The 3,187-nt window shown below is 65.0% G+C and carries 3 protein-coding genes; all 3 read left to right on the top strand.

Annotation, left to right across the window (positions count from 1 at the left end; translation table 11 throughout):
- The coding region (locus A2J01_RS32695) for an ATP-binding protein (RefSeq protein WP_442971591.1) at positions 1 to 1,147 on the top strand (1,147 nt) is incomplete at its 5' end.
- Positions 1,144 to 1,965 carry an orotidine-5'-phosphate decarboxylase gene (gene pyrF / locus A2J01_RS32690; RefSeq protein ID WP_007728008.1) on the top strand — a complete coding sequence of 274 codons (822 nt, stop codon included), beginning with the start codon at positions 1,144 to 1,146 and terminating at the stop codon, positions 1,963 to 1,965. The genes A2J01_RS32695 and pyrF, both read left to right, overlap by 4 nt.
- 57 nt (positions 1,966 to 2,022) lie before the next feature.
- Positions 2,023 to 3,187, top strand: a 1,165-nt coding sequence (locus tag A2J01_RS32685) for a glycosyltransferase 87 family protein (protein ID WP_231916198.1), incomplete at its 3' end; no start/stop codon positions are given.

The following is a 3,187-nucleotide window of genomic DNA, read 5'->3' as shown; positions in this document are numbered from 1 at the left end:
TGGTCGCGGCATGGAGATCGTCTACGACGAGGCTTCCCTCGCCGACTACATCTCGCGCGCCACGGAGATCTCCGACGATCGTCCGGTCCTGGTCGACCGCTTCCTCGAAGACGCGGTCGAGATCGACGTCGACGCTCTGTGTGACGGCACCGAGGTGTACCTCGGCGGCGTCATGGAGCACATCGAGGAAGCCGGCATTCACTCCGGTGACTCGGCGTGTGCGCTCCCGCCCATCACTCTGGGCCGGGCGGATCTCGAGAACGTCCGCCGCTCCACCGAGGCTCTCGCGAAGGGCATCGGCGTCAAGGGCCTGCTCAACGTCCAGTACGCCCTCAAGGACGACATCCTCTACGTGCTGGAAGCAAATCCCCGCGCCAGCCGCACGGTTCCGTTCGTGTCCAAGGCGACGGCCGTCCAGCTGGCCAAGGCATGCGCCCGCGTCATGCTCGGCGAATCCATCGCGGAACTGCGTGCGAGCGGCATTCTGCCGGCGAAGGGCGACGGCGGAAACACCCCGGCCGGTGCACCGATCGCGGTCAAGGAAGCTGTGTTGCCGTTCAACCGCTTCCGCCGCGCCGACGGTACCGGCGTGGATACCTTGCTCAGCCCGGAAATGAAGTCCACCGGTGAAGTCATGGGAATCGACTTCGACTTCGGTACGGCTTTTGCCAAGTCGCAGACTGCCGCCTACGGTTCGTTGCCCACCACGGGCGCGGTGTTCGTCTCGGTCGCCAACAAGGACAAGCGTTCGCTGATCTTCCCGGTCAAGCGCCTGGCAGACCTCGGATTCACCATTCTTGCCACCGAAGGAACCGCAGATGTTTTGCGGCGCAACGGTATCGAGTGCAAGCAGGTGTACAAGCAGTCGGGTGAAGATGTTCCGGCCGGTGCCGAGACCATCGTCGACCAGATCCGCAGCGGCGAGGTCGCCATGGTCATCAACACGCCGTACGGCAACAACGGCCCGCGTGTCGACGGCTACGAGATCCGAAGCGCAGCGGTTGCGTCGAACATCCCGTGCATCACGACGGTGCAGGGCGCCTCGGCTGCCGTGCAGGGCATCGAAGCAGCCATTCGCGGCGACATCGGAGTTCACTCCCTGCAGGAATTGCACGCAGGTCTTCGTCAGCCGGCACAGCAGTCGTGAGTCACAGTTGGGGGCAGCGTCTCCGGTCCGCGATCGCGGACCGGGGGCGGCTGTGCGTCGGTATCGACCCGCATCCCGCGCTTCTCGACGCGTGGGGACTGCCGCGTACGGCCGAAGGTCTCGAGACTTTCGCCGAGATCTGCGTCGAGGCCTTCACCGGTGAGGTCGGACTGGTCAAACCTCAGGTCGCGTTCTTCGAGGCTTACGGCAGCGCCGGCTTCGCCGTGTTGGAGCGGACCATCTCGGTTCTTCGTGATGCGGGAACTTTGGTCGTCGCGGATGCCAAGCGCGGTGACATCGGTTCGACGATGGACGCGTACGCGCAAGCCTGGTTGGGTGATTCGCCGTTGGCCTCCGACTCGGTCACCGTTTCGCCGTACCTGGGATTCGGGGCGCTGACTCCGACACTCGAACTGGCACGGCAGAACGCCCGCGGGATCTTCGTCCTGGCACGAACCTCCAATCCGGAAGGCGGCGTACTTCAACAGTCGTCGACTGACGGTGTGAGCGTGGCTCAGTCGATCGTCGACGCTGCGGTCGATGCGAACGGCGACGGCCGTGACACCGTCGGACTGGTGGTCGGTGCAACTCGGGACCACGGTCTGGACCTGTCGCAGTTCAACGGCCCGATTCTCGCTCCGGGACTCGGCGCTCAGGGTGCGACGGCAGCGGATCTCGCAGACATCTTCGCGGGATCGACCGAGCTCCTGCTGCCGAACACTTCCCGTGGGGTGCTCAAGCATGGTCCTTCGGTATCGGCACTTCGGGAGGCAGCAATGCGTGACCGAGACGAGATCGAAGCCGCATTGGCGAACTGATCCGTGAGTGACCTCGAGGCTCGTTCGAGCGGTGGAACCCGGTGGTACCGTCCGTCGGTGAATCGTTGGTGGCAGATCGGACTTCTCGTCGCGGCGTGCGCGCTGCTGGCCACCGGGTTCCAATCCGTCACCGGCGTACACGGCGACGATCTCGCCGTGTACCGGACGGCGGGTCAGGCCGTCCTCGACGGGTCGAACCTGTACGACGAGTCGTTCAACGCGAGACTGCCGTTCACGTATCCGCCCTTCGCTGCGCTCGTCGCCGTTCCAGTCGCCCTGGGTTCCTGGGGTGCGGTCCAGTGGGGATGGAGTTTCGTCAGCCTCCTGATGCTGGCCGCGATCATCGTGCTCAGCTATCGCGAAGTCCCGTTCACACGTAAGCGGCCAGTCGTCGTCTACGTGGGTTTCCTGGTCCTGTGGACGGCGGCATCGCCGATCTCCGATCACCTCGGGTACGGCCAGGTCGGGTTGTTTCTGACTCTCCTGTGCTTGATCGACGTGCTGGCTCGACCACGGTGGATTCCCGAGGGTGTGCTGGTGGGGATCGCCGGCGCGGTCAAACTGGTGCCACTCGTCTACATCGGTTACTACGTGATCACCGGGCGCTGGAAAGCAGTTGCGGGCGGCCTCGCCGGCTTCCTCGGCGCCACGGCTCTGGGCTTTGCGGTTCTCCCGCGCCAGACGATCGACTACTTCGGCGACATCGCCTCACTCTCGGGGCGCGTCGCCGTCGGTGACCCGTCCGTGTTCGGTAACCAGTCCGTGCGTGGAATGGCTTTGCGGCTACTTCCCGAGGGCCTGGTGGGTCCGGCGTGGCTCGTCGCCTGTGCGGTGTTGGGTGTCCTCGGAATTGTCGCGACGCGGCGCGCTCAGCGCCTGCGGGGCGATCTCGCCGGTTTCACGGTGGTGGCTCTGCTGGCGGCAATCGTGACTCCCATTGCCTGGACGCACCACTTCGTGTGGTTGGTGCCGGCGGTGGGTGTACTCTTCGTTCCGATCAAGTCGGGAGTGGGGGAGGGCACTCGATCGGTCCCTGTGTGGTCCTGGATCGCGATCGGTCTCACCGCTGTCGTAGTGCTGTTTCGGCTTCCTCGAGTCGGCGCGGACATGGATATCCCGGTAGTCGGCTTCGTGCTGGAGAATTCATTGCTCTGGGCGAGCCTCGCGGTAGTGCTCGCTCTGGCCGCCCCCGGCGTGAGTCGCATCGAACCCGAGACGGTCG

The sequence above is a fragment of the Rhodococcus sp. EPR-134 genome (genome assembly GCF_001647205.1).
In the GTDB taxonomy this organism is placed as follows: domain Bacteria; phylum Actinomycetota; class Actinomycetes; order Mycobacteriales; family Mycobacteriaceae; genus Rhodococcus_F; species Rhodococcus_F qingshengii.
Note: the sequence above shows the minus strand (reverse complement) of the source record. Positions and strands in the feature narration are given on the sequence as shown.